The organism is Nocardia colli (assembly GCF_008704205.1).
GTDB classification, from domain to species: domain Bacteria; phylum Actinomycetota; class Actinomycetes; order Mycobacteriales; family Mycobacteriaceae; genus Nocardia; species Nocardia colli.
Window position 1 is genome coordinate 1 of the sequence record NZ_VXLC01000040.1, and the last position, 24965, is coordinate 24965.

Genomic DNA, 24965 nt, shown 5'->3' on the forward strand with positions numbered 1-24965 from the left:
GCACCATCGCCCGGATCTTGTCCGCTTGATCGGTGAGGCAACTTATCCAGCTTAGCTCAGCCGTTCCCCCAGAACCAAATCCAGGGTCTCGATCGAACCAGTGTGAGCGTCAGGCGCTCCTCGTACTACCTCGTGTCCCTGGCCGTCGCTGAGCGTTTCCACTCAGCTCCTCGGCACCGGGTCGGTGTCCGTGTCGCTCTGACTCGAACTAAGTTACGTGTCTGCGTGCACCATGTCAAATCCCCTGATCAGAGGGGGTGACGCGGAGCATCTCCGGTGCGGGCAGGGCTGGGCCGGAAGCGTTTTCGGCGCCGGCCCTCACTCCGCGGCGCCGACTCGCTTCACTTCGCCACCCAACGCCTGGAGCTGCTCGACGAAGTTCGGGTAGCCGCGGTCGATGTGGAAGACGTCGTGCACCTCCGTGGTTCCGTCGGCAACCAAACCGGCGAGTACCAATCCAGCGCCGGCCCGAATATCGGACGACCACACCGGCGCACTCGACAACCGGGGAATACCGCGCACCACAGCGTGATGACCGTCGGTCCGCGCGTCGGCGCCGAGCCGGATCATCTCTTCCACGAACCGGAACCGCGCCTCGAAGACATTCTCGGTGATCATCGACGTGCCGTCGGCGATCGCGGCGAGCCCGATCGCCATCGGCTGCAGGTCGGTCGGGAAGCCGGGGAACGGCAATGTGGAGAAGTTGACCGCGCGCGGACGCTCGGCCTGCACGACCCGGAAACCGTCCTGCTCGAAGGAGATACGCGCGCCTGCCGAGCGCAGCTTGTCCAGCACCAAGGACAGGTGCTTGGGATTGACCCCGGTCACCCGGACGTCACCCATGGTCATCGCCGCGGCGATGCCCCAGGTCGCGGCGACGATACGGTCGCCGATCACGCGATGGGTCGTCGGCGACAGGCGCTTGACGCCCTGCACGGTCAGTACCGAGGTGCCCGCGCCGGTGACCCGGGCGCCCATCTGCACCAGCATGTTGCACAGATCGACGATGTCGGGTTCGCGCGCGGCGTTGTCGATGACGGTCTCGCCCTCGGCGAGCACGGCGGCCATCAGGATGTTCTCGGTCGCCCCCACCGAAGGGAAGTCGAGCCGAATCTTGGCGCCCTGGAGCTCATCGGCCCGCGCGACCACGCACCCGTGCTCGATCTCGCTGGTCGCGCCGAGCAACCGCAGGCCGGCCTGGTGCATATCCAGTGGCCGGGAACCGATCGCGTCCCCGCCGGGTAGCGCCACGACCGCGCGCTTGCAGCGCGCCATCAGCGGACCGAGCACACAGACCGACGCGCGGAACTGCGTCACCGCGGGGAAGTCCGCGTGATACTTCGGTTCGGCCGGGGTGTCGATGGTGACCACCCCCGCGTCGATCGCGACGTCGCAGCCGAGACCGCGCAGCACGTCACCCATCAGCGGCACGTCGAGAATGTCCGGGCAGTTCGTGATCGTGGTGGTGCCCTCGGCCAGCAAGGCAGCGGCCATCAGCTTGAGGACGCTGTTCTTGGCGCCCCCCACCGCGACTTCACCGACGAGTCGATTCCCGCCGGTAACCAAAAACCGTTCCATGCCGCCTCTCCGCGTATTCGGCGCACTGTTGGGTGCAAGGATAGTTGCGGCACTGTTCCGCCACTCCGGGTATTCAGCGCACCGGTGGGTGCCACGGTAGTTCGGGTTGCGGGCCGGCGGACGTGTGTCCTCGTACCTCGAGCATTATCAGGTGCTCGACCTGGTTCCGCCGGGCTTCCACAGGATATCGCCGCCCGGATTGGCCACGCGGCTCAGGATGAAGAGCAGATCCGAGAGCCGATTGAGGTACTTGGCCGGCAAAACGTTCGTGTCGTCCGGGTGTGTCTCGACCGCCGCCCAGGCCGACCGTTCCGCGCGCCGCGCCACCGTGCGCGCCGTGTGCAGCAGCGCGGCCAGCGGTGTCCCGCCGGGCAGGATGAACGAATTCAGTGCCGGCAGTTCGGCATTGAACTCATCGCACCAGCCTTCGAGCCGATCGATGTAGGGCTGGGTGATGCGCAGCGGCGGATATTTCGGCTCCGCGACAACCGGGGTAGACAGATCGGCGCCGGCGTCGAACAGATCGTTCTGTATTTGCAGCAGTACCTCGCGCAACTGCTCCGCGGGCTGCCCGAGCGCGATCGCCACCCCGATCGCGGCGTTCGTCTCATCGCAATCGGCGTACGCGACCAGGCGCGGATCGGTCTTCGCCACCCGCGAGAAATCGCTGAGACCGGTGGTCCCGTCGTCGCCGGTGCGCGTGTAGATCCGCGTCAGATGAACACTCACAGGCCCAACCCTAACCGCTGCCGATGCAACAACTGATTCCGCGAGCTCAGCGCATCCTGCGCGTGCGGTCCGAGGGGCGCGATTCCACCCAGGACAAGAATGCGGTCCGCGACGCTCGATCCAGGGCCAGCTCGAAGCTGCCGTCTCGATCGGAGACCGCGATCACCGCGATGTCGTCACTCATGATGTCGAATTCGTCGCCGACCGGTCCGCGCCGGTCACCGATCTCGATGCCTTGCCGGCGAATTGTGCAGTCGGGTCCGAGTTTCAGACTGGTCAACTTGAAAAAGACCATTCGGTCCTCGTCGTAGCGGATCAATCCGTGTCGCCAACCCTGACCACCGCGCGCGGGCAGCACCCGCAACAGGGCGGCAGTTCCGCCGCGCCGCAACATGATCAGGCGATAGGTCGACGCGAGGGCCAAGAACACGAGCGTGAGCACCAGAATGATCAGGAGAACCATCCCGGTCTGCAATGCAGTTCGTCCCTTCGCTCTGTCGCCGTGGCGTCGACGCTCTATTCAATTGGCGGTCCCCGCAAGCCCTCCAACTGCGCGTACACACGCAGCAGGTATAGGACTCCGGCCCCCAGATCCGATACCTGGGGCCATCGCCTCCGGACCCGTAGAGCGCACCGCCGTGCGGTCATTCAACCACGACACCGAGTTTACAAACTGGGGGGCCGTGTATTAAGACGACCGTCAGTGCTTTTAAGACGACTGTCGGCGGCGAAGATCCCTTCGCCGCCGACAGTCTCGTGCTCGGTATCCGGTTGTCTCTTACGCGTTCGCGGCCTGCTCGGCAGCGCGGACCTGGGCCTGCGCCGCCAGCTGGTCCTCTTCGCTGGCCGCCGAGTCGGCCAGCACGCGCCGGGCCGCCTCGACATCCACCTCGTCGGCGAATTCCGCCGACTCGGCGAGAATCCGGACCGTGGTCGCGGTCACCGAGAAGAAGCCGCCGTGCACCGCCGCGACGATGCGCTCGCCCTCGGTGGAGACGATGGCCACGGTGCCGCCCTCGACCAGCTGGCCGAGCAGCGGCTCGTGTCCCGGCATGATGCCGATCTGACCCTCGGTGGTCTGCGCGGCCACGAACGTTGCCTGGCCGGACCAGAGCAGCCGTTCGACGGCGACGAGATCAACTGACATTTCCGACATCGGGGACTACTTTCCGGCGATCTTCTTCGCGGCCGCCTCGACATCGTCGAGGCCACCGCAGCTGTTGAACGCCTGCTCCGGGAAGTGGTCGAACTCGCCCTTGCAGACCCGGTCGAAGTCGTCGATGGTCTGCTCCAGCGGAACCACCGAACCGACCTGGCCGGTGAACTTCTCGGCCACGATGAAGTTCTGGCCGAGGAACTTCTCCAGGCGACGGGCGCGGCCGACGAGGACCTTGTCCTCTTCGGAGAGCTCGTCCATGCCGAGGATGGCGATGATGTCCTGCAGTTCCTTGTACTTCTGCAGGATCCGCTTCACCTCGTTGGCCACGGCGAAGTGCCGGTCGCCGACGATCGAGGCCTCCAGGATGCGGGAGGTCGAGGTCAGCGGGTCGACGGCCGGGTAGATGCCCTTCTGCGAGATCGGGCGGGAAAGCTCGGTCGTCGCATCGAGGTGGGCGAAGGTGGTGGCCGGCGCCGGGTCGGTGTAGTCGTCGGCGGGCACGTAGATCGCCTGCAGCGAGGTGATCGACCGGCCACGGGTCGAGGTGATGCGCTCCTGGAGCTCACCCATCTCGTCCGCGAGGGTCGGCTGGTAACCGACGGCCGACGGCATGCGGCCGAGCAGGGTCGACACCTCGGAACCGGCCTGGGTGAACCGGAAGATGTTGTCGATGAAGAGCAGCACGTCCTGGTGCTGCACGTCGCGGAAGTACTCGGCCATGGTCAGGGCCGAGAGGGCGACGCGCATACGGGTGCCCGGCGGCTCGTCCATCTGGCCGAAGACCAGGGCGGTGTCCGGGAGGACGCCCATCTCTTCCATTTCCAGGCGGAGGTCGGTGCCCTCACGGGTGCGCTCGCCGACGCCGGCGAACACGGAGGTACCGGAGAACTCCCGCGCGATACGGGTGATCATCTCCTGGATGAGCACGGTCTTGCCGACACCGGCGCCACCGAACAGGCCGATCTTGCCACCCTTCACGTACGGGGTGAGCAGGTCGATGACCTTGATGCCCGTCTCCAGGATCTCGGTCTTACCCTCGAGCTGGTCGAATGACGGGGGCTTGCGGTGGATGCCCCACTGCTCGCCGTCGCGGCCGAGGCCCGGGCTGTCCAGGCAATCGCCGAGGGCGTTGAACACGTGGCCCTTGACCACGTCGCCGACCGGCACCGAAATCGGCTTGCCGGTGTCGCTGACGGGGGCGCTACGGACCAGGCCGTCGGTGGGCTGCATGGAGATGCAACGCACGATGCCGTCGCCGAGGTGCTGGGCAACCTCGAGGGTCAGCGTCTTGGCCACCGAGGTCAGGGTGATCTCGGCGTGCAAGGCGTTGAACAGATCGGGAATCGAGCCCCGGGGGAACTCGACGTCGACGACGGGGCCGATGACTCGGACGACGCGACCTGAGTCTGCGCCGGTCCGACTCGTGTTGTCTTGCGTGACTGCTGCGGTCATTTTTCTCTTCCTGCGCTTAGTCGCGGTCCGAGCTCGAAGCCAGCGCGTTTACGCCGCCGACAATTTCGCTGATTTCCTGCGTGATCTGGGCCTGCCGCACCGAGTTCGCCTGCCGGGAAAGATCCGTGGCAAGGTCGTTGGCGTTATCGGTGGCTGCCTTCATTGCGGTGCGCCGAGCCGCGGACTCGGATGCCGCTGCCTCGAGCAACGATGAGTAGATACGCGTGTTGATGTACTTCGGCAGCAGGGCCGCCAGCAGCACATCGGCGTCAGGCTCGAACTCGTACTGCGCGTGCACATCCGCCGTCGGCGAATCGGACACGAAGTCCTCACCCATGTCGAAGTTCTCGTCGACGTAACTGACCTGGATCGGCGCCAGCCGGCGCACCTCCGGGGTCTGGGTCAGCATCGACACGAACCGCGTGTACACGATGTGCAGCTCGTCCACGCCCGCGATGTCGCCGGTGCCGTTCGGCGCGGGAACCACGCCCTCGGAACCGGCCATGAACGCCTCGACCAGGTGGTTGCAGGCGGCCGACGCATCGGTGTACTTCGGCTGCTGCGAGAACCCGGTCCACGAGGCGACAGGGGTGCGGTTGCGGAAGGTGTAGTACGTGAGGCCCTTGTTGCCCATCACGTAGATCACCGGCTCTTTGCCCTCGCCACGCAGTGTGTGCATCAACTCTTCGGCGCGCTTGAGCACGTTGGAGTTGTAGCCACCGGCCATGCCGCTGTCACTGGTGATCACCAGCACCGCCGCCCGGCGCGGCTCGGCGCGCTCGGTCAGCAGTGGGTGGGTCAGGTTCTTCGACGCGTTCGCCAGTTCACCGAGGACCTTGGTGATCTCCTCGGCATACGGCTTGGCGGCCGCAACCCTGGCCTGCGCCTTGGAGATTCGCGAGGTCGCGATCAGCTCCTGGGCCTTGGTGATCTTCTTGATCGAATTCACACCACGAATGCGGGAGCGCAATTCACGCAAACTTGCCATCAGCGGTTCACACTCCCTTCATTCGCATCGTCTTTACGAAAAACTCGCATCAGTCCCGGACCTGGGTCACTTCTCGACGTGCTTGCGGGTGACCGAGAGCGTCTCGACCTCTTCGTGCTCGAGATCGCCCGCCTCGGCCTCGTTCACCACACGGCTGCCGTCGGAGGCGAGGAAGCCCTGCTTGAACTTGTCGGTCTCCGACTTGATCTGGTCGGCGGCCTCGTCCTTGAGCACCTTGCCACCCTCGATCGACTTGAAGGCGTCGGCCGCGGCGCGGTGCAGGTGCTCGAGCAGTTCGCTGTTGAACCGACGGATGTCGGCAACCGGAACCGAGTCGAAGCGACCGTCGTCGACCAGGAAGATCGAGACGATCTGATCCTCGACGGCGACCGGGGAGTACTGGTCCTGCTTGAGCAGCTCGACCCAGCGGGCGCCACGCTCGAGCTGCGCCAGCGACGCGGCATCGAGGTCGGAGGCGAACGCGGAGAACGCTTCCAGCTCGCGGAACTGCGCCATTTCCAGACGCAGCGAGCCGGCCACCTTCTTCATGCCCTTGGTCTGGGCCGCGCCACCGACGCGGGAGACCGAGGTACCGACGTTGATCGCCGGGCGGACGCCCTTGTTGAACAGGTCGGACTCGAGGAAGACCTGGCCGTCGGTGATGGAGATGACGTTGGTCGGGATGAACGCCGAGATGTCGTTGGCCTTGGTCTCGATGATCGGCAGGCCGGTCATCGAGCCGGCGCCCAGCTCGTCGGACAGCTTCGCGCAACGCTCCAGCAGACGGGAGTGCAGGTAGAAGACGTCACCCGGGTACGCCTCGCGGCCCGGCGGGCGACGCAGCAGCAGCGAGATGGCGCGGTACGCCTCGGCCTGCTTGGTCAGGTCGTCGAACACGATGAGGACGTGCTTGCCCTGGTACATCCAGTGCTGGCCGATGGCCGAACCGGTGTACGGCGCAAGCCATTTGAAGCCGGCGGAGTCCGACGCGGGGGCGGCGACGATGGTGGTGTACTCCAGCGCGCCCCTGGCCTCCAGCGCGGACTTGACGCCCGCGATGGTGGAACCCTTCTGGCCGACGGCGACGTAGATGCAGCGCACCTGCTTGGCCGGGTCACCGGAATCCCAGTTCGCCTTCTGCGCGAGGATCGCGTCGATGCAGACCGCGGTCTTGCCGGTCTTGCGGTCGCCGATGATCAGCTGACGCTGGCCACGGCCGATCGCGGTCAGGGCGTCGATGGCGGTGATGCCGGTGGCCAGCGGCTCCTCGACCGGCTGACGCTCCAGCACCGAGGCGGCCTGCAGCTCGAGCACGCGCTGCTCTTCGGACTCGATCTCGCCCAGGCCGTCGATCGGCTGGCCGAGCGGGTCGACCACGCGGCCGAGGAACTTGTCGCCGACCGGAACCGAGAGCACGTCGCCGGTCCGGCGGACCTGCTGGCCCTCTTCGAGGTCGGCGTACTCGCCGAGGATGACCGCACCGATCGAGCGGTCTTCGAGGTTCAGCGCCACGCCGAGCACGCCACCCGGGAACTCCAGCAGCTCATTGGCCATTGCCGAAGGCAGGCCGCTGACATGCGCGATGCCGTCGGCCGTGTCGGTGACAACACCGACTTCTTCGATGGAGGTCTCGGGGGTGTAGCTCTGCGTGTAGCTCTCGATCGCGCTACGGATCTCGTCGGAGGAGATCGTCAGCTCCGCCATGTTCTTCCTGCTCTCGCTGTGTCGAATGTCGGGGGGAAGTGGGGACGTCAGGTCAGGGACCGACGCAGCCGTTCGAGCCGGCCGATGGCGCTGCCGTCGATCACGTCGTCGCCGACGTGTACGACCAGCCCGCTCAGCAGACTCGGGTCGACCTGTACGTGCACCTGGATCGGCTTGCCGTAGATGCGATTCAGCGAGGCGGCGAGCCGCTCGCGCTGCTGCGCAGACAGTTCGATCGCCGCACGCACGTGCGCCACGATCTGGTCGCGACGGGCCGCGGCCAGGTCGGACAGTTCGTCGAATGCCACCCCGACTGCCGTCTTCTGCCTGGTCACCACCTGCTCAGCCAGGGTTAGGGTGATGGATTCGGTCTTGCCGGTGAGCAGGCGATCGATCAGTTCCCGCTTGGCCTCGGCCGGCTTGGTCCGGTCGGCGAGGGCCTGCTCGAGGTCGGGGTTGTCGCTGATGATCCGGCCGAGCCGGAACAGCTCGTCCTCGACCGCGTCGAGCCGGCCGCTGTCGGCCGCCGACTCCAGCAACGCCTCTTGCCCGAGCAACACCAGGGTGTCGACCAGGTCGGCGGTCCGGGACCAGTCCTGGGCCACGGCGGTGGTCAGCACGGCCTGAGTGGCCGGGCTGACCTTGCCGCCGAAGACCCGTTCGCTGAGCTCGGCCCGGACCGAACCGGGCACCGACACGTCCGCGAGCGCAACACGCAGCGAACGCTGGTCGTCCAGCACGGCGACAACGGCGAACAATTCGGAACCCGTTGTGGCCGCGACACTGTCGCTTCCGGTCAGAGCGGCCCTGAGCGCCTCCCGAGACCGGGCGCAGGCCTCGCGGCTCGCTGCGTACATGCTTCTCACTTTCGCGTCGCTACCTTCCGACCCCGATGCCGGCTTTCGACTCGTCGTCGAGTTCGGTCAGGAACCGCTCGATCGACGCCGCCTGCTTAGCTTCGTCCGAAACCGACTGCCCGATAATCTTTTCGGCCAAATCTACGGCGGTATGGCCGAGTTCGGAGCGCAGTTCGGTAAGGATTTGCTGGCGCTGTGCTTCCAGCTGGCTCTGGCCAGCGGCAACGATGCGATCACTTTCGGCCTGCGCGTCCGCGCGCATCTGCGCGAGGATCTGCTGACCCTGGGTGCGCGCGTCCTCACGGATGCGCGATGCCTCGAGCCGAGCTTCGGCCAGCTGCTGCTGGTACTGCTGCAGTGTGAGCTGGGCCTCTTCCTGCGCGGCCTCGGCCCGGGCGATGCCGCCCTCGATCTTATCGCTGCGCTCGTCGAGCACCTTGAGCAAGCGAGGGATCACATATTTGTAGAAAACGACGCCGATGATCGCGATGCAGACCACCGACCACACGATGTCGTAAGTCTCGGGGATGAGGGGGTTGATGTCTTCCCCCGCATCCGCGGCGAACACAGAAAGCCCGTTCATGGCAATCAGAAGATGAAGCCGGCCACAAGGCCGATCAGGGCGAGGGCCTCGGTGAACGCGATACCGAGGAACATGTTGGTACGGATCGTGCCCTGGAGCTCGGGCTGACGGGCAATGCCCTCGATCGCCTTACCGACAACGATGCCAACGCCGATGCCGGGGCCGATGGCGGCGAGACCGTAGCCGATGGCGCCGTAGCCCTTGATCTTGTCAGAGTTCGAAGCGGCTTCCTGGGCCAAGTAAGCGAGGCTCATGAGGTTCCATTTCCCTTTCTGTTGCTCACCCGCCGGTCGGCGTGTGTAGCAGGTATCCGGTAGTTGTGGGTCAGTGCGAATCTGCGTGCTGCGCAAGTCCGATGTAGACCGCGGTCAGCAGGGCGAAAACGTAGGCCTGCAAGAAGATGACCAGGAGTTCGAAGAGGGTGAACCCGAGACCCGCGAGCAGCGAGAACGGCGAGAACACCTTCATCCACGCGACCGCGTCGAACAGGAAGAACCAGGTGGCGCTGAAGAAAAGCACCAGCATGATGTGGCCGGCCAGCATGTTGGCCATGAGTCGGACGGTCAGCGTGAACGGACGCAGCACGAACGTCGAGACGAACTCGATCGGAATCAGCAGCACATGCAGCGCGGGCGGCACATTCGGCACCACGACGCTGCTGCGCAGGTAGGTCCAGAACCCGTACTTCTTGATACCCACGTAGTTGAACGCGATGTAGGCGATCAGCGCCAGCACCAGCGGAAAGCCGATTCGGGCGTTCGACGAGATGTTCAAACCCGGAACGATGCCGGAGAAGTTCAGAAAGAGCACCGAGAAGAAGATTGTCGCGATCAGCGGAAAGTACTTGCGACCGGTTTCCTTACCGAGGATCTCGTCGGCAATCTGCTCCTTGACGAACACCAGACCGGTTTCGGCGATGTTCTGCAGTCCGCGCGGGATGAGACGGGGATTCCGGAAAGCCAGCAGCATCACGACAATCAGGACCGCCGACATGATCAGCCTGATAAGCATCAAACGATCGAGTTCGAACGGCGTACCCTCGAACAGCAGCGCTGGAGGGAAGAAGTCGGACAGCGATGGCGCGTGGAACTCGCCCGCCAAAGTGGTGACGCTCAGCGTTCTCTCCCGTGTTCGGGCCGTGGGTTCGGTTGATCCCACGGTTCGATCGGACATTGACGATCAATTTGGGTCGACTCAGGTCGGCTCGAAGTTCGTCAGCAGCTGTGCGGCGGGTTTTGATTCCACCTGGCGTCTGTACGTGTGTCGGCGACATCGTCGACATGCAGAACCGGAACCCTCAGAGCCCGGCACGGCAGTAAGCATAGCGGCACTCGGAGGGATCTTGGCGATCCCCCCTCGCTTGGTTGCTTGCTTACCAACACTTTACCAAGTTATCTACGACAGCGTGTAGGTGGGTGGGGATCAATCTTCCCGAGCCGGTGTTTCCGGGGTCGAATCCGGCACCGTCACGTACGGAACCTTCTGTCTGACAACGCCATACGTCTCCGCACCGAGGACGATGACCAACGCGCCGATCACGGTCAGGAAAAGGACCATTCGGTCATAAAAGTCGAATTGATTCAGTATTGCTATGACCAAAAGGGCAACCAGCATTTTACCTACCCAGCTGGCCAGCATCACCATGCCCGCCGTGGACGGCGGCAATTTGGCGCCGAACAACACCACCGCGGCGGTGGTCAGAATGAAGCCGCCGCCGATAGCCGAGCCGATCAACGCACCCCACAGGCCGGGCATGCCTGCGGCCGCGGCGCCGATTGCGACGGACAACACAATCAGCGCGCCCAAACCGATCAAGCCGTAGCGCAACGCCGCCTTGAGCGGGGCATCGGGACCGGGGACCGGAGTGGGAGTGAAGTTCACATTCGCGAACCTTACCCGGACGGTGGCCGGTCCCCCGCTGCCTCCCCGCGGCGCAGCCCGGGAATGGCGGTCACCACCAGGGCGAAGACCAGCCCGCCCGCGACCAGCAGGACGACCAGTGTGAGGTTCATCAATGCGGTGCCGACCGCACCGAACGCGAGGATGCCGACCCACAAGTAGATGAGCAGCACCACGCGCCGGTGCGAATGCCCGATCTGCAGCAATCGGTGATGCAGATGCATCTTGTCCGGAGTGGAGAAGCTCACACCCGCGCGCACCCGCCGGATGATGGCCAGCACCAGATCGAGCACCGGAATGAACATGACCGCGCCGACCAGCAGCAGCGGCGACAGCAGGCCGACGATGTCGCGGGTGCCGAAGCCCTGCAGCGGGATCCGGCCGGACGCGCTGGTGGAGACCGCGGCCAGCACCAGGCCGATCAGCATCGAGCCGGAGTCGCCCATGAAGATCCGCGCGGGCTGGAAGTTGTGCGGCAGGAAGCCGAGACAGGCGCCGGCCAGCGCGGCGGCCAGCAACGCGGGCGGGTAGGTGTCCACCGAGCCACCCTGCTGATTCATCAGGCCGATCGCGAAGATGAACACCGCGACCGCCGCGATCAGCCCCAGCCCGGCCGCGAGCCCGTCGAGCCCGTCGACGAAGTTCATCGCGTTGACCAGGGTCACCGTGACCGCGACCGTGATCAGGCCGCCTTGCAGCGCGTCGAGGAACACCGTGGTGTTGTTGAACGGGTTGTAGATGCTGTACCAGCTCAGACCCATGACGGCCATCACACCCGCGGCGGTCACCTGGCCGGCGAACTTGGTCAGCGCGTCCAAGCCCCAGCGGTCGTCGACGATGCCGACCGCGACGATGATCGTGCTCGCCACCAGGACCGCGAGCGGAATGTTCGGGGTGTAATCGAAACCACGGCGCAGCGCGGGGAGCCGGTAGGCGAACAGCATCGCCGCGACCACCCCGACGTAGATGCCGACCCCGCCCATCCGCGGAATCGGCTTGATGTGCACGTCACGATCGCGCGGCACCGCCACGGCGCCGAAGCCGATGGCGAGCACCCGGATGCCGCCGGTGGCCAGGAAGGTCACGACCGCGGAGATGAGCAGGACGAGCAATAGCTCCCGCAGGGGGACGACTGCACCCGAACCGGTCATCCGCGGCACCCAGCGATCATCGGATGGAGGCGCCGGTCAGCGCCTCCGGCGACATGCCGAGCACCTCGGCGATGTCGGCGATGGGTACCGCGCCCTCGCGCAGGATGCGCGGCTGATCGGCGGTGAGATCGACGATGGTGGAGGCGACGGCGTGGTCGGCCGGGCCGCCGTCGAGGTAGACGTTGACCAGGTCGCCCAGTTGGTCGCGGGCCTCGTCGGAGGTCTTGGCCGGCGGCTGCCCGGAGACGTTGGCGCTGGACACCGCCAGCGGGCCGACCTCACGGAGCAGTTCCAGCGTGACCGGGTGCAGCGGCATCCGCAGCATCACCGTGCCCCGCGTGTCGCCGAGGTCCCAGGCGAGCGAAGGCGCCTGCTGCACAACGAGACTCAGGCCGCCGGGCCAGAACGCCCGGATCAGCTCGCGGGCCTGCGGGCGGACCGAGAAGACCAGTCCGTCGATGGTGTGCCAGGAGCCGACCAGGACCGGCACCGGCATGTCGCGGCCACGGCGCTTGGCCGCGAGCAGCGAGCTCACCGCGGTGGAGTCGAAGGCGTCCGCGGCCAGGCCGTACAGCGTGTCGGTGGGCAGCACGACGAGTCGCCCGGACTTCAGGGCGCTGGTGGCTGCGGTCAGTCCGGCGGCGCGGGTGTCGGGATCCGCGCAGTCATAGACGGTACTCACGGCCACCATCCTGTCACGGGCATGCGCGCGGACCACCATCCCCCAGTCGACGGCCGCGGCGAATGCGGCAATCCGGGCACCGGGCGGTCAGGAACGGGTCGCGACGACGAAGCGGGGCTTGCCCGCGAGATCGGGATGTTCGGCGATGTCGGTGAAATCACTTTTGCCCAGCAGGGCGGCGAGGTCCGAGCCGTTCGAGTCGTCGTGCTCGATCGCGGTGGCGCCGCCAGGGCGCAGCAGGCGGGTGATGGTGGGCAGCATGCCGCGGATGACGTCCAGGCCGTCCGGGCCGCCGAACAGGGCGCGGTGCGGATCGTGGTCGGCGACTTCGGGATCCAGCTGCGCGCCGTCGGGAATGTAGGGCGGGTTGGACACCACGAGGTCGACTCGGCCGTCGAGTTCGGTCAGCAGCGCCGGGTCGGTGACGTCGTCGGCATAGAGCGTGATGGGCGTGTCGCCGTCGGCGATGCACTGGTCGGCATTGCGCCGGGCCCAGCTCAGCGCGGCCGGATCGAGTTCCACCGCACGGACATCGGCGTCGGGGCGCGCGTGCGCGATGGCCAGCGCCAGCGCGCCGGAGCCGGTGCACAGGTCGACCACGATCGGTGCGTGATCGTGCGGCAGCGCCTCGAGTTGCGCCAGCGCCCAGGCGAACAGCAGCTCGGTTTCCGGTCGCGGCACGAACACGCCGGGCCCGACCGCGAGCTCGATCTCCCCCATCGCGACGGTTCCGGTCAAGTGCTGCAACGGAATTCGCTGCGCCCGCCGATCGACCAGCGCGCGGAACTCGGCCAGCCGGTCCGGCGCGACGAGCGGGGTGAGCACCAGCCTGCTGCGCTCGACCCCGATCACGTGCGCGGCCAGTTGCTCCGCATCGGCCTGCGGACTGTGCACCCCGGCCTGACGCAACGTCTCGATGGCGTCGTTGATGGCCGGGCGCAACGCTTCGCGGGTCATAGACATGTCGGCAACTCTTCCGAAAGGTGTTTATTCTGCGGCCATTCGAGCTTCGCGGTCCGCCTTGCCGAGGGCGTCGAGCAGCGCGTCCATGTCGCCGTCCAGCACGGCGTCCAAGTTGTGCGCCTTGAAGCCGATGCGGTGGTCGGCGATCCGGTTCTCCGGGAAGTTGTACGTGCGGATGCGCTCGGAACGGTCCACCGTGCGGATCTGGCTGGCCCGGCCCGCCGCGGCTTCCTGATCGGCCTGCTCCTCGGCGAGCGCTTGCAGCCGCGCGGCCAGCACCTGCATGGCGCGGGCCTTGTTCTGCAGCTGCGAACGCTCGTTCTGGCAGGTCACCACGATGCCGGAGGGCAGGTGGGTGATCCGGACGGCGGAGTCGGTGGTGTTGACGCCCTGGCCGCCCTTGCCGGACGAACGGTAGACGTCGATGCGCAGGTCGGTTTCGTCGATCTGCACGGCCTCGACCTCGTCGGGTTCCGGGTAGATCAGCACGCCGGCGGCGGAGGTGTGGATGCGGCCCTGCGATTCGGTCACCGGAACGCGCTGCACCCGGTGCACGCCGCCCTCGAACTTGAATCGCGACCAGACACCGTCGCGCGCGGCGTCCCGGCTCTTGATCGACAGCGTCGCGTCCTTGTACCCGCCGAGATCGGACACGGTGACGTCGAGGATCTCGACCTTCCAGCCGTGCCGTTCGGCGTAGCGGACGTACATCCGCGCCAGATCGGAGGCGAACAGCGCCGATTCCTCGCCGCCCTCACCGGATTTCACCTCGAGCACCACGTCGTCGCCGTCGTGCGGGTCGCGCGGGGCGAGCAGGTCCGCGAGGGTCTGCTCCAGCTCGGCGACCTGGCGCTCCAGGTCGGGGACCTCGGCGGCGAAGGTCGCGTCGTCGGCGCCGAGTTCCTGCGCGGCGGCGAGATCGTCGCGCGCGGACTTCAGCTTGGTGTAGGTGGCCATGATCGGCGCGAGCTCGGCGAAGCGCTTGCCGACCCGGCGGGCCGCGCCCGGATCATTGTGCAGCGCCGGATCGGACAGCTGCGTCTCCAGACCGGCGTGCTCGGCCAGAATGTCGTCGATCGCGGACGGTTGCGTCACGTGCTTCCTCTTTCTGTTTGAAAGGACCGACCCCATTTAAAGCGCTTGCGAGAGCGAATGCTCGAGGCCGCACAAAACACCGACGCCCGGCCTGCGTGAGCAGGACCGGGCGTCGGCGAGGAAGCTACTTGGCTGCGGCGTCGTCCGCGTCGGCCTTCTTGCCGGCACGCTTGCCGTAGCGGGCCTCGAAGCGGGCCACGCGGCCACCGGTGTCGAGGATCTTCTGCTTGCCGGTGTAGAACGGGTGGCACTGCGAGCAGACCTCGACGTTGATGTGTCCGGACTCCTTGGTGCTGCGAGTCTGGAAGGTATTGCCGCAACCACAGACGACCGTGGTCTCGACATACGTCGGGTGAATTCCTGCCTTCATGGGTGTCCTCTCGATATTGGCCGCCGGGTCGTTCACGCGAGATTCGCGCCGAACGTGAACCGGAGCCGACTTAGGCGGGAGGCCTGCTCGAACAGAGCAGACGCAACGACCGTTCAGTATGCCAGAACAGTCCCTACGCTCCCAAAACACCCCCGGCAAGTGGTTTGTTCCCGCCCTAGGTACTCCCCCCATCGCTGCCGCCCCAGGAAGTCCGGGCACGCGCTCGGCCGGTGCCTCCGGGACCCTGAAGACGGGTAGTTCGCTACTCACGTACACGAACAGCTTCGTTCATAGAGTTGAAACCCCAGCACAACGGCGTGCCGTGAGCAGCGAAGGGAGAACTTGTGAACATCCGGGTCGCGTCCGCGATTTTCGGTCTGCTGATTCTCGCTGTCGCGGTCGGCTGGTGTGCCCTTCCGGACACCACGACCACGGCCGCGCCGGGGACCGCCGACTATGTCCAGTCCTCGACCACCGCTCCGGAGGGGAGTGCGGTGGCGAGTTCGGCGATCATCCTCGGTTTCCTGATCAGCGGCGCGGCCGGCATCGGAGTCCTGTTCTTCGGCCCGCAAACGCCGAGAGGGCCCCGCTTGCACGGAGCCCTCTCGGCAGTACGACTTGCGGACCTACTCGTCCAGAGCGCCAGGCGCGGTCTTGCTCACCTGCATCAGGAACTCGAGGTTGTTCTTGGACTTCTTCAGACGGTCGATCAGCAGATCGATCGCCTGGTGCGAGTCCAGGCCGGACAGTACGCGACGCAGCTTGTGCAGCACCGCGGCCTCGTCCGGGTTGAGCAGTAGCTCGTCCTTACGGGTACCGGACGGATTGACGTCCACCGCGGGGAACACGCGCCGTTCCGCGATCTTGCGGTCCAGCTTGAGCTCCGCGTTACCGGTGCCCTTGAATTCCTCGAAGATGACCGTGTCACCGGTGGATCCGGTCTCCACCATCGCGGTCGCGATGATGGTGAGCGAGCCGCCGTTCTCGATGTTGCGCGCCGCGCCGAGGAACCGCTTGGGCGGGTACAGCGCGGTGGAATCGACACCACCGGACAGGATTCGACCCGAAGCGGGCGACGAGTTGTTGTACGCGCGGCCCAATCGAGTGATCGAGTCGAGCAGCACCACAACGTCTTTGCCCATTTCCACCAGTCGCTTGGCCCGCTCGATGGCGAGCTCGGCGACCGAGGTGTGGTCTGATGGCGGCCGGTCGAAGGTGGAGGCGATGACCTCACCCTTCACCGAACGCTGCATGTCGGTGACCTCTTCCGGACGCTCGTCGACCAGCACGACCATGAGGTAGACCTCGGGGTTGTTGATGGCGATGGCGTTCGCGATGTCCTGCATGATCGTCGTCTTACCGGCCTTCGGCGGCGAGACGATCAGGGCGCGCTGGCCCTTACCGATCGGCATGATCAGGTCGATGACCCGGGTGGTCAGCTTGTTCGGCTGGGTCTCCAGGCGCAGTCGCTGATTCGGGTACAGCGGGGTGAGCTTGCTGAACTCGGGACGCCGCTTGGCCGCCTCGACCTCACCGCCGTTGACCGTGTCCAGCCGGACCAGCGGGTCGAACTTCTGCCGCTGGTTGCTCTGCTCGCCGTCGCGCGGGGCACGCACCGCACCGGTGATCGCGTCACCGCGGCGCAGGCCGTTCTTGCGGACCAGGTTCATCGAGACGTAGACGTCGTTCGGTCCGGCCAGGTAGCCCGAGGTCCGGACGAACGCGTAGTTGTCCAGCACGTCGAGGATGCCCGCGACCGGCTGCAACACGTCGTCGTCGCGGATCTCCAGCTCGCGCGCCTCGCCGCCACCGGTGCCCGGCTCGCGGTCACGACCACGACGCCGCTCGCGGAATCGACGTCCCCGCCGCCCGCGACCGCCTTCTTCGTCGTCGTCATTGTTGTTGCGCGCGTTGTTCCGGTCGTTGTTGCGGCCGCCGTTGGCGTTTCCGCCGCCGTTGCCGTTCTGGTTGTTGCGCTCGCCGGACTGGCCGCGCTCACCCGACTGATTACGCTCGCCCGCCGGTGCACGGTCACCGGTCTGGTTGCGCTCGCTCTGATTACGCTCACCGGTCTGGTTGCGCTCGCCCGATTGGTTGCGCTCGCGACGCCGCTCGCCCTGCTCGGTGTCCTGCTTCGGCTCGTCACCACGCGCATCGGTCGAAGCGGTCTCACCGCCACCGGATCGCGCCTGGTCACGGCCGCGCCGCTGCCGACCACGACCACGCTGACCGCCATCGCGACCGGAATCCTCGGTGGATTCGGCCGGGTTGGCGGACGCGGTCTCAGCCGGCGCCGAGTTCACGGGAGCGGATTCCTTCGCCGGGGCAGCCGCCTCGGCAACCGGAGTTTCCTTCTTCGCCGGGGCGGGATCCACATCGAGAGTTCCCTGTTCGGCCCGAGCGGGCGTCGACCGAGTGGCCGGCGCTTCCGTATTACCGGGCGTATCGGCCTTGGCGGAAACCGCGGACTTGGCCTGTCCCCCTTCGGGCTTTTCACCCTTGGCCGGTTTACCGGCCTGATTTTCCTTGATTGCGGCGATCAAATCGCCTTTGCGCATTCCGGAGGTGCCTCGGATACCGAGCTCCCCCGCGAGCGCGCGCAACTGCGGCAACAACATTCCAGTCAGCCCCGATCGTGCGACGTCGGTTTGTTCGCTCATCTTCGAAATCTGTCCGGAGTCACTTTCGCGGTCCCCCGGAGATGTTGGGTTGGATTCCACCCCGGGTGTCGCGAGCAGGTCCGTATCTGTCACGGAAATCCTTTCCTTCCCCCGATTGCCGTGTGCTGTTTCGAGGGTTCGTCCCGCAGTCCGGGCATTCTGCCGGACTCGGATGCGTCCGTCCGCTTCGCCACCGGTGGTGTGAGGTGGGGAGTGATCATTCCAGTTGCGCAGCTACGCAGCACCCCCATGGCCTGGAGGCTCGAGCCTGGAGCCTGCTGGAGCGATTGCCCTGATGAAGCACCGGCGTCTGATGCGCACGATGTACGGACTCGCTCAGGATAGCTGCCCATTGCGAATCTCGGCAAGCCAGACGCGCCGTCAGTCGATCAGGACTCCATCGGCAAGTCCTGGTTCGACCACCCGCAACCCGTCCATCGCCGCGAGTTCACGGAGTTCGGCAGGGAATTCGCAGGTCCCCAAGGCCAAAACGGTGGGACCGGCGCCCGACACAGTGGCCGCGATTCCGGCCGCACGCAGCCGGGAAACCCACGCGGTGGTCAGCGGTAACGCGGGCGCACGCTGGGTTTGATGCAGCCGGTCGGCCGTCGCGGGCATCAGCAGGTCCGGACGCTGGGTCAAGGCGACCACGGCCAGGGCCGCTCGGCTGACGTTGAACGCGGCGTCGCCGTGCGGCACCGTCTCGGGCAGCAAACCCCTGGTGTGCGCGGTCGCAGAACGTTCCTCCGGAATGAGCACGACCGGTCGCAGCGTCGGATGCGCGTCCAGCCGCACGGCCCGGTAGACCCGGCCGTGATGCTCGGCCACCGGCACGCCGTCCTGGCCGATGTCGGCGGCCCGGTCGGTCTCGGTCCAGGAGACCACGATGCCGCCGAGCACGCTGGCCGCCGCGTTGTCCGGGTGACCCTCGAATTCCGCTGCCAGCTGCACCAATTGGTCGTCCGAGGTGGCCAGCGCGGCGTCGAACTTCGCCGCGATCGCGCAGCCGGCGGCCAGCCCGCCGACCACGGCCGAGGCCGAGGAGCCGAGCCCGCGCGAATGCGGAATCACGTTGCGGCACACCACATCGAGCCCGTCCGCCCAGACACCCGCGGATTCGAGTCCGCGTTCGATCGCGCGCACCACGAGATGTGAAGGGCCCCAGGGGACATCGTCGGCGCCCTCACCCTCGACCCGGATGTTCAGCCCGGAATCGGTAGTGCGCACCTCGATCTCGTCGTAGATCCCCAAAGCCATACCGAGCGAATCGAACCCGGGACCGAGGTTCGCGCTGGACGCCGGCACCCGCGCGGTTACCGAAAGTCCCGCGGGCAGCGTGCGACTCATGCTCGCGGCCCGTGGACGCACGTACAACTGGCCTTCGCGCGAACTCAACTCAGGCCAGCTCTAGTTCGTGGGCGACCGCGACCGGGTCGACCGCAATCGCCTGCACCTGCGGCATTCCCAGCAACGCGGTGTCGGGATCCTTGAGCCCGTTGCCGGTGACGGTGCACACGACGGTCAGGCCGGAATCCAGCCAGCCCTCCTTGTGCGCCGCGAGCAGGCCGGCCACGCTGGCCGCCGAAGCGGGCTCGACGAACACGCCCTCGTGCGCCGCGACCAGGCGGTATGCCGCCAGGATCTCGTCGTCGGTGGCCGCGCGGAACGCGCCGCCGGACTCCTCCTTGGCCGCCATCGCACCGTTCCAGGACGCGGGCGCGCCGATCCGGATGGCCGTCGCGATGGTCTCCGGGTTGCTCACCGGGGCGCCGTTGACCAGCGGCGCGGCGCCGGCGGCCTGCACACCGAGCATGCGCGGCAGCTGGGTGGTGATGCCGTCGGCGTAGTACTCGCGGTAGCCGCGCCAGTACGCGGTGATGTTGCCCGCGTTGCCCACCGGCAGCGCGTGCACGTCGGGCGCGCGGCCGAGCACGTCGCAGATCTCGAACGACGCGGTCTTCTGGCCCTCGATGCGGGCCGGGTTCACCGAGTTCACCAGACCGATGCTGGGGAAGTCCGAGGTGACCTTGCGGGCCAGCTCCAGGCAGTCGTCGAAGTTGCCGTCCACCTGAATGATCTTGGCGCCCAGCATGACCGCCTGGGCCAGCTTGCCCATCGCGATCTTGCCCTGCGGGATCAGCACGGCGCAGGTCATGCCCGCGCGGGTCGCGTAGGCCGCGGCGGATGCCGAGGTGTTGCCGGTGGACGCGCAGAGCACCGCCTGCTGACCCTGGTACTTGGCATCGGTGATCGCGACGGTCATGCCGCGGTCCTTGAACGAGCCGGTCGGGTTCAGGCCCTCGACCTTGAGATAAACGTCACATCCGGTCAATTCGGACAGATGCGGTGCGGGCACCAGTGGAGTACCGCCCTCGTACAGGGTGACCGGCTCCCATTCCGCCGCACCTGCGATCCGATCGCGGTAGGCCGCGATCAGACCGGGCCAGCGGGAGTGCACTCCTGCCTGCGGCGCCACGCCAGTCGTACTCATTCTTCGGTGCCTTCCAATCTCAGAACACTGGTGATTGATGTGACGGATTCCATCTCGCCCAAGGCGGTGACGGTGTCCGCGAGCGCAGATTCCACGGCGTGGTGGGTAACCACGACCAAGCGAGCTCCCGTGCCGTGCCCCTCTTGGCGGACGGTCGAGATGCTCACCCCGTGCTTGGCGAATTCGCCCGCCACCGCGGCAAGTACCCCGGGACGGTCTGCCACCTGCAGGTTCACGTGGTAGCGGGTGGGTGTATCGCCGATCGGCGCGATCGGTAGCTCAGCATAAACCGATTCGCCCGGTGCGCGGCCACCGTAGAACTTGTTGCGCGCGGCCATCACCAGATCGCCGAGCACCGCGGACGCGGTCGGCGCGCCGCCGGCGCCCTGTCCGTAGAACATCAGCCGTCCGGCGTTCTCCGCCTCGACGACCACCGCGTTGAACGCGCCGCTCACCGCGGCCAGTGGATGCTTGCGCGGGACCAGCGCCGGGTAGACGCGCACCGAGACACGGTCCTTGCCGCCCTCGGCCACGCTCGGCTCGCCCGGTCCGGCGGGCACCCGCTCGCAGATGGCGAGCAGCTTGACCGTGCAGTTCAGCGCGGACGCGGTCTCCAGATCCTCGGAACTGATCTTGGAGATGCCCTCGCGGTACACGTCAGCCGCGGTGACCCGGGTGTGGAACGCGAGCGAGGCGAGGATCGCGGCCTTGGCGGCGGCGTCGTAGCCCTCCACGTCGGCGGTCGGATCGGCCTCCGCGTAACCCAGGCGGGTGGCCTCCTTCAGCGTGACCTCGTAGTCGGCGCCGGTCTCGTCCATCGCGGAGAGGATGAAGTTGGTGGTGCCGTTGACGATGCCGACCACCCGGTTGACCCGGTCCCCGGCCAGCGACTGGATCAGCGGGCGGACCACCGGGATGGCGCCGGCGACGGCGGCCTCGAAGTAAAGGTCGGCGCGGCTGCGCTCGGCGGCTGCCGCGAGTTCGCCGGTGTAGTCGGCCAGCAGCGCCTTGTTCGCGGTCACCACGGATTTGCCGGCGTTCAGCGCGGCCAGGATCAGCCGGCGCGGCGGGTCGATGCCGCCGATCACCTCGACCACCAGGTCGACGTCCTCGCGGGCGACCAGCGCGTCCGCGTCGGTGGTCAGCAGGTGCGGCGGCAGGCCACGGTCGTTGTCCAGATTGCGGACCGCGACGCCGCGCAGCACCAGCGGCGCGCCGACGCGGGAACGCAAGTCTTCGGAGTGGTCGCGCAGGATCCGCACAACCTCCGTGCCGACATTGCCCATGCCGAGGACCGCTACACCGATCGGTTGATCTCTCCCCCAAGTGTTCTGGGCAGGATTTGTCATGATTCAACCTCCAAGCTGAGCAGGTCCGCCACCGTTTCCCGGCGCAGAATGAGACGCGGTTGCCCGTCGCGTACCGCGACCACCGCGGGGCGGGTCAGCTGGTTGTATCGGCTGGACATCGAGTAGCAGTACGCGCCGGTCGCGGCGACGGCGACCAGATCACCCGGGCCGACATCCTCCGGCATCCAGGTATCGCGGATGACGATATCGCCACTCTCGCAATGCTTTCCGACCACGCGCGCGACCACCGCGGCGGCCTCGGACGAGCGGGAGACCAGGCGGCAGTCGTAGTCCGCCTGATACAGCGCCGGGCGGATGTTGTCGCTCATGCCGCCGTCGACGCTGATGTAGCGCCGGCGCAGGCCACCGTCGAGGGAGACGTCCTTGATGGTGCCGACCTCGTACAACGTGACCGTGCCCGGCCCGGCGATGGCGCGGCCGGGTTCCACCGCGATCTTCGGCTCGGGCAGGCCGATGGCGGCCGCCTCGGCGGCGACCAGGTCGCGCACCTTGCCGGCGAAGTCGTCCAGCGGCGGCGGATCGTCGTTGGGCAGGTACGAAATGCCAAGTCCGCCACCGAGATCCAGCGTGGAGATCTGCGCGGTGCGGTCGACGCCGAACTTCTCGATGGCGTCGTGCAGCAACCGCAGCATGCGGCGCGCGGCGATCTCGAAGCCGTCGATCTCGAAGATCTGCGAACCGATGTGGCTGTGCAGGCCGACCAGGCGCAGGTTGTCCGCGTCGAAGACCCGCGCGAGCGCCTCCATGGCGTCGCCGCCGGCGATCGAGAAGCCGAACTTCTGATCCTCGTGCGCGGTCGAAATGTATTCGTGCGTATGGGCTTCCACGCCGACGGTAACCCGGACCAGCACGTCCTGCAGCACGCCGGCGCGGCCCGCGATGGCCTCCAGCCGCTCGATCTCGATCAGCGAGTCGACCACCACGTGCCCGACCCCGGCGGTGACCGCGGCTTCCAGCTCGGTCGCCGATTTGTTGTTGCCGTGCAACGCGATTCGTTCAGCCGGGAAGCCCGCGTGCAGGGCGATCGCGAGCTCGCCGCCGGAGCACACGTCCAGCGACAGGCCCTCGTCCCGGATCCAGCGGGCGATCTCGCCGCACAGGAAAGCCTTGGACGCGTAGTGGACTCGCGCGTTCGGGCCGAACGCACGCACCATGTCGCGGCAGCGCGACCGGAAGTCGTCCTCGTCCACCACGAACAGCGGGGTGCCGAATTCGGCGGCCAGCTCGTGCACCGGCACACCGGCCAGCCGCACCACGCCGTCGTCGTCGCGGGACGCGTTGCGCGGCCAGACATTCGCCGGCAAATCGATCAGCTGCTGCGGATCGCGAGGGCGCTCCGGCAGGTTGGGTGCGTGCGGGATCTCGGCGTGCCGAGGCCCAGCAGGATGCGCGCTCACGACTCCACCTCGCTGACGCTCGGCTCCGTCGTGACCGCGCAGGCGGCTGCGCCTTCGGTTCGCTCGCTACGCTCGTTCACGATAGTAGTTCCTCCCTGGCGCTCGTCGGAAAGTCCTTGTGCCCGTTCACATGCGCTCCGGTGCGCTGACGCCGAGCAGGGCGAGGCCGTTCGCGAGGACCTGACGGGTCGCGTTGACCAGCACCAAGCGCGCGGCGTTGGTAGGGCTCACGGGCTCGTCCCCGAGGGGCAGCACGCGCAGGTTCTTGTTGGTCTGGAAGCGGTGATAGGTACCGGCCAGTTCCTCCAGGTAGCGGGCGACCCGGTGCGGCTCGCGCAGGCTCGCGGCGCTGCTCACGACCCTGGGGTACTCGCCGAGGGTGCGGATGAGCTCGCCCTCCTCGTCGGAGGTGAGCAGCGCGAGATCCGGCGTCACCTTGTCGTATTCGAGCTCGGCCGCGTTGCGCGCGATCGACGCGGTCCGCGCGTGCGCGTATTGCACGTAGTAGACCGGGTTCTCGCTGCTCTGGCTGGTCCACAGGTCCAGGTCGATATCGATGCTCGAATTCACCGAGGAACGCACGAGCACATACCGCCCGGCGTCGACGCCGATCGCCTCGACCAAATCCTCGAGCGTGACCACGGTGCCCGCACGCTTGCTCATTTTCACCGCGACACCGTCTTTGAGCAGATTCACCATCTGCCCGATCAGCACCTCGACGGTGGCCGGATCATCGCCGGAAACCGACGCGATCGCCTTCAGCCGGCCGATATAACCGTGGTGGTCGGCGCCGAGCATGTAAATGCACAGATCGAAACCGCGGTCCCGCTTGTTCTGGAAGTAGGCGATATCGCCGGCCACATATGCGGGGTTGCCGTCGCTTTTGAGGACGACGCGATCCTGATCGTCGCCGTATTCCGAACTCGCGATCCACCAGGCGCCGTCTTTTTCATAAAGATCGCCGGAATCCTTGAGCTTGGCCACGGCCTGCGCCACCGCGCCGGACTCGAACAGCGAGCTCTCGTTGAAGAACACGTCGAAGTCGGTGCCGAACTCGTGCAGCGTCTGCCGGATCTGGGCGAACATCAGCTCGACGCCCTCGGCGCGGAACAGCTCCTGCCGCTCGTCCTCGGGCAGCGACAGCGCGTCCGGGTGCGCGGCCACGATGGTGTTCGCGATCTCGCCGATGTAGGCGCCCGCGTAACCGTCGTCCGGGGTCGGCGCGCCGGTGGCCGCCGCGACCAGCGACCGGGCGAAGCGCTCGATCTGCGCGCCGTGATCGTTGAAGTAGTACTCGCGCACCACGTCGGCGCCCTGCGCGGCCAGGATCCGGCCCAGCGCGTCGCCGACCGCGGCCCAGCGGGTGCCGCCGAGGTGCACCGGACCGGTCGGGTTCGCCGAGACGAACTCCAGGTTGATCCGGGTCCCCTTCAGCGTCTCCCCGCTGCCGTAGGCGGGGCCGGCGGCGAGCACCTGCTCGATGATCGCGCCCTGCGCGGACGCGGCCAGCCGGATGTTCAGGAAGCCGGGCCCGGCGACCTCGGCGGAGGCCACCTCGTCGGCGGCGCTCAGCGCCTCGGCGAGCCAGGTCGCCAGATCGCGCGGATTCGCGCCCGCCTTTTTCGCGACCTTCATCGCCACGTTCGTGGCATAGTCACCGTGTTCGGGGTTGCGGGGGCGCTCGACAGTGACCTCGTCGGGCAGGACCGCGGGGTCCAGTCCGCGTTCGACAAGCACCTTCGCCGCAGTGGCGCGAAGGAGATCTGCAAGGTCAGCTGGAGTCACGAGTCTCTATCCTATGGTCTTGGCGGGTGTACACCTCGAGTGGGCACTGCGC

23 protein-coding genes are annotated in these 24965 nt (G+C 66.9%); all 23 read right to left on the reverse strand.

The genetic code is table 11. From position 1 onward, the window contains the following. Positions 1-318: 318 nt before the first annotated feature. Positions 319-1578: a UDP-N-acetylglucosamine 1-carboxyvinyltransferase gene (murA, locus tag F3087_RS42800; protein ID WP_150407926.1), complete on the reverse strand. Its 1260-nt coding sequence runs from the start codon at positions 1576-1578 to the stop codon at positions 319-321. A gap of 147 nt (positions 1579-1725) precedes the next feature. Continuing rightward, the gene (locus F3087_RS42805; protein WP_150407927.1) at positions 1726-2307 is read right to left on the reverse strand and encodes a cob(I)yrinic acid a,c-diamide adenosyltransferase; all 582 of its coding nucleotides are present in this window, start codon (positions 2305-2307) and stop codon (positions 1726-1728) included. A 46-nt stretch (positions 2308-2353) separates the two neighbouring features. Beyond that, positions 2354-2770: a DUF2550 domain-containing protein gene (locus F3087_RS42810; RefSeq protein WP_191094428.1), complete on the reverse strand. Its 417-nt coding sequence runs from the start codon at positions 2768-2770 to the stop codon at positions 2354-2356. Positions 2771-3085: 315 nt separating this feature from the next. Continuing rightward, complete coding sequence (locus tag F3087_RS42815; protein WP_150407929.1) at positions 3086-3463, reverse strand: F0F1 ATP synthase subunit epsilon; 378 nt, start codon at positions 3461-3463, stop codon at positions 3086-3088. Between the two features lie 6 nt (positions 3464-3469). After that, entirely contained in the window at positions 3470-4918 is a 1449-nt protein-coding gene (gene atpD / locus F3087_RS42820) for a F0F1 ATP synthase subunit beta (RefSeq protein ID WP_150407930.1), read from the reverse strand. 16 nt (positions 4919-4934) lie between these two features. Next, positions 4935-5906: a F0F1 ATP synthase subunit gamma gene (locus F3087_RS42825; RefSeq protein WP_150407931.1), complete on the reverse strand. Its 972-nt coding sequence runs from the start codon at positions 5904-5906 to the stop codon at positions 4935-4937. Between the two features lie 66 nt (positions 5907-5972). Further along, positions 5973-7610, reverse strand: a complete 1638-nt coding sequence (atpA, locus tag F3087_RS42830; RefSeq protein ID WP_150407932.1) for a F0F1 ATP synthase subunit alpha — start codon at positions 7608-7610, stop codon at positions 5973-5975. A gap of 47 nt (positions 7611-7657) precedes the next feature. After that, positions 7658-8467 carry a F0F1 ATP synthase subunit delta gene (locus F3087_RS42835; RefSeq protein ID WP_150407933.1) on the reverse strand — a complete coding sequence of 270 codons (810 nt, stop codon included), beginning with the start codon at positions 8465-8467 and terminating at the stop codon, positions 7658-7660. Positions 8468-8486: 19 nt separating this feature from the next. Continuing rightward, complete coding sequence (locus F3087_RS42840; protein WP_191094429.1) at positions 8487-9050, reverse strand: F0F1 ATP synthase subunit B; 564 nt, start codon at positions 9048-9050, stop codon at positions 8487-8489. Between the two features lie 5 nt (positions 9051-9055). Then, positions 9056-9304, reverse strand: a complete 249-nt coding sequence (locus tag F3087_RS42845) for an ATP synthase F0 subunit C (protein ID WP_150407935.1) — start codon at positions 9302-9304, stop codon at positions 9056-9058. A 70-nt stretch (positions 9305-9374) separates the two neighbouring features. Continuing rightward, the gene (atpB, locus tag F3087_RS42850) at positions 9375-10223 is read right to left on the reverse strand and encodes a F0F1 ATP synthase subunit A (RefSeq protein WP_191094430.1); all 849 of its coding nucleotides are present in this window, start codon (positions 10221-10223) and stop codon (positions 9375-9377) included. Between the two features lie 249 nt (positions 10224-10472). Further along, the gene (locus tag F3087_RS42860; RefSeq protein WP_150407936.1) at positions 10473-10931 is read right to left on the reverse strand and encodes a hypothetical protein; all 459 of its coding nucleotides are present in this window, start codon (positions 10929-10931) and stop codon (positions 10473-10475) included. Positions 10932-10942: 11 nt separating this feature from the next. Beyond that, complete coding sequence (locus tag F3087_RS42865; RefSeq protein ID WP_150407937.1) at positions 10943-12100, reverse strand: MraY family glycosyltransferase; 1158 nt, start codon at positions 12098-12100, stop codon at positions 10943-10945. A gap of 16 nt (positions 12101-12116) precedes the next feature. After that, positions 12117-12782: an L-threonylcarbamoyladenylate synthase gene (locus tag F3087_RS42870; RefSeq protein WP_150407938.1), complete on the reverse strand. Its 666-nt coding sequence runs from the start codon at positions 12780-12782 to the stop codon at positions 12117-12119. An 87-nt stretch (positions 12783-12869) separates the two neighbouring features. Beyond that, positions 12870-13739 (reverse strand): peptide chain release factor N(5)-glutamine methyltransferase, encoded by an 870-nt coding sequence (prmC, locus tag F3087_RS42875; RefSeq protein WP_150408013.1) that lies wholly within the window; start codon positions 13737-13739, stop codon positions 12870-12872. A 30-nt stretch (positions 13740-13769) separates the two neighbouring features. Beyond that, the gene (gene prfA, locus F3087_RS42880) at positions 13770-14840 is read right to left on the reverse strand and encodes a peptide chain release factor 1 (protein WP_223885785.1); all 1071 of its coding nucleotides are present in this window, start codon (positions 14838-14840) and stop codon (positions 13770-13772) included. A 124-nt stretch (positions 14841-14964) separates the two neighbouring features. Then, positions 14965-15210 (reverse strand): 50S ribosomal protein L31, encoded by a 246-nt coding sequence (rpmE, locus tag F3087_RS42885; protein ID WP_150407940.1) that lies wholly within the window; start codon positions 15208-15210, stop codon positions 14965-14967. A gap of 626 nt (positions 15211-15836) precedes the next feature. Continuing rightward, positions 15837-17963 (reverse strand): transcription termination factor Rho, encoded by a 2127-nt coding sequence (rho, locus tag F3087_RS42890; protein ID WP_191094431.1) that lies wholly within the window; start codon positions 17961-17963, stop codon positions 15837-15839. A 288-nt stretch (positions 17964-18251) separates the two neighbouring features. Continuing rightward, entirely contained in the window at positions 18252-19217 is a 966-nt protein-coding gene (gene thrB, locus F3087_RS42895) for a homoserine kinase (RefSeq protein ID WP_150407942.1), read from the reverse strand. Positions 19218-19266: 49 nt separating this feature from the next. Next, positions 19267-20361 (reverse strand): threonine synthase, encoded by a 1095-nt coding sequence (gene thrC, locus F3087_RS42900; protein WP_150407943.1) that lies wholly within the window; start codon positions 20359-20361, stop codon positions 19267-19269. Beyond that, on the reverse strand, positions 20358-21710 hold the full coding sequence (locus F3087_RS42905; protein ID WP_150407944.1) for a homoserine dehydrogenase: 1353 nt from the start codon (positions 21708-21710) through the stop codon (positions 20358-20360). Before F3087_RS42905 ends, thrC begins: the two co-directional genes overlap by 4 nt. After that, positions 21707-23128, reverse strand: a complete 1422-nt coding sequence (gene lysA / locus F3087_RS42910; RefSeq protein ID WP_150407945.1) for a diaminopimelate decarboxylase — start codon at positions 23126-23128, stop codon at positions 21707-21709. Before lysA ends, F3087_RS42905 begins: the two co-directional genes overlap by 4 nt. A 126-nt stretch (positions 23129-23254) precedes the next feature. Beyond that, positions 23255-24913 (reverse strand): arginine--tRNA ligase, encoded by a 1659-nt coding sequence (gene argS / locus F3087_RS42915; RefSeq protein ID WP_150407946.1) that lies wholly within the window; start codon positions 24911-24913, stop codon positions 23255-23257. Positions 24914-24965: the final 52 nt, after the last annotated feature.

What these genes read in the sequence shown, in the direction of transcription:
- murA (WP_150407926.1), bottom strand. Translation starts at nt 1,578, where the DNA reads ATGGAACGGTTTTTGGTTACCGGCGGGAATCGACTCGTCGGTGAAGTC.
- F3087_RS42810 (WP_191094428.1), bottom strand. Translation starts at nt 2,770, where the DNA reads ATGGTTCTCCTGATCATTCTGGTGCTCACGCTCGTGTTCTTGGCCCTC.
- F3087_RS42815 (WP_150407929.1), bottom strand. Translation starts at nt 3,463, where the DNA reads ATGTCGGAAATGTCAGTTGATCTCGTCGCCGTCGAACGGCTGCTCTGG.
- atpD (WP_150407930.1), bottom strand. Translation starts at nt 4,918, where the DNA reads ATGACCGCAGCAGTCACGCAAGACAACACGAGTCGGACCGGCGCAGAC.
- F3087_RS42825 (WP_150407931.1), bottom strand. Translation starts at nt 5,906, where the DNA reads ATGGCAAGTTTGCGTGAATTGCGCTCCCGCATTCGTGGTGTGAATTCG.
- atpA (WP_150407932.1), bottom strand. Translation starts at nt 7,610, where the DNA reads ATGGCGGAGCTGACGATCTCCTCCGACGAGATCCGTAGCGCGATCGAG.
- F3087_RS42835 (WP_150407933.1), bottom strand. Translation starts at nt 8,467, where the DNA reads ATGTACGCAGCGAGCCGCGAGGCCTGCGCCCGGTCTCGGGAGGCGCTC.
- F3087_RS42840 (WP_191094429.1), bottom strand. Translation starts at nt 9,050, where the DNA reads ATGAACGGGCTTTCTGTGTTCGCCGCGGATGCGGGGGAAGACATCAAC.
- F3087_RS42845 (WP_150407935.1), bottom strand. Translation starts at nt 9,304, where the DNA reads ATGAGCCTCGCTTACTTGGCCCAGGAAGCCGCTTCGAACTCTGACAAG.
- atpB (WP_191094430.1), bottom strand. Translation starts at nt 10,223, where the DNA reads ATGTCCGATCGAACCGTGGGATCAACCGAACCCACGGCCCGAACACGG.
- F3087_RS42865 (WP_150407937.1), bottom strand. Translation starts at nt 12,100, where the DNA reads ATGACCGGTTCGGGTGCAGTCGTCCCCCTGCGGGAGCTATTGCTCGTC.
- prmC (WP_150408013.1), bottom strand. Translation starts at nt 13,739, where the DNA reads ATGACCCGCGAAGCGTTGCGCCCGGCCATCAACGACGCCATCGAGACG.
- rpmE (WP_150407940.1), bottom strand. Translation starts at nt 15,210, where the DNA reads ATGAAGGCAGGAATTCACCCGACGTATGTCGAGACCACGGTCGTCTGT.
- thrB (WP_150407942.1), bottom strand. Translation starts at nt 19,217, where the DNA reads ATGAGTCGCACGCTGCCCGCGGGACTTTCGGTAACCGCGCGGGTGCCG.
- thrC (WP_150407943.1), bottom strand. Translation starts at nt 20,361, where the DNA reads ATGAGTACGACTGGCGTGGCGCCGCAGGCAGGAGTGCACTCCCGCTGG.
- F3087_RS42905 (WP_150407944.1), bottom strand. Translation starts at nt 21,710, where the DNA reads ATGACAAATCCTGCCCAGAACACTTGGGGGAGAGATCAACCGATCGGT.